The organism is Microbacterium tumbae, assembly GCF_054780175.1.
In genome coordinates, this window is the sequence record NZ_BAAGWV010000012.1 from 1 (window position 1) to 550 (window position 550).

At 68.9% G+C, this 550-nt stretch carries 2 protein-coding genes; both read left to right on the top strand.

The genetic code is table 11. The features are described 5' to 3' along the window. A partial coding sequence (locus ACYVGQ_RS18730; RefSeq protein ID WP_460786202.1) for a hypothetical protein occupies positions 1-287 on the top strand: 287 nt, incomplete at its 5' end. Next, positions 284-550 (top strand): class I SAM-dependent methyltransferase (locus ACYVGQ_RS18735; protein ID WP_460786203.1); only part of this gene is annotated, 267 nt, incomplete at its 3' end. The genes ACYVGQ_RS18730 and ACYVGQ_RS18735, both read left to right, overlap by 4 nt.

A 550-nucleotide genomic window follows, 5' to 3' on the forward strand; every position in this document is an offset into this window, starting at 1 on the left:
GCATGGGGCGGATCACCTACCTGCCCGACATGGTGATCGAGCACCTTCATCCTGCGGCCGGAAAGGCCGACCTCGATGCGGGCTACGAAGAGGCGAACAGCCCGGAGCAGGTCTCTTCTGACTCGGCTGCCTACTACGACTACCGCGACAACGGCGGCCTCGAAGCCGACCTGGCCAAGCTGCGGAAGCTCGTCGCGCACAGCGAGGGCGGCACGATGCCCGCGGGCGCCACAATCGCGATCAACGCCACCGGGGCAGCCGAAGCCGTAACCAAGGGGGCATCGTGACCGCCGAAGATGTCATCCAGGCCTGGGATCAGGCCGACCCGGCTGCGATCCATCCGTCGCGCGGCGTCTCCGAGGACGCCTACTGGCGGTCCGGCAAGGTGCAGGCCGACATGCTGGCCACCGTCATCCCCGACGGGGCGAAGGTGCTCGACTTCGGCTGCGGTGACGGCCGCGTCGCTATCCCCATGGCCGCCCTCGGCTACGACGTGACCGCCGTCGTCTCGTCGCAGAACATGCTCGACCGGCTGAGCGCTCGCGCCCCC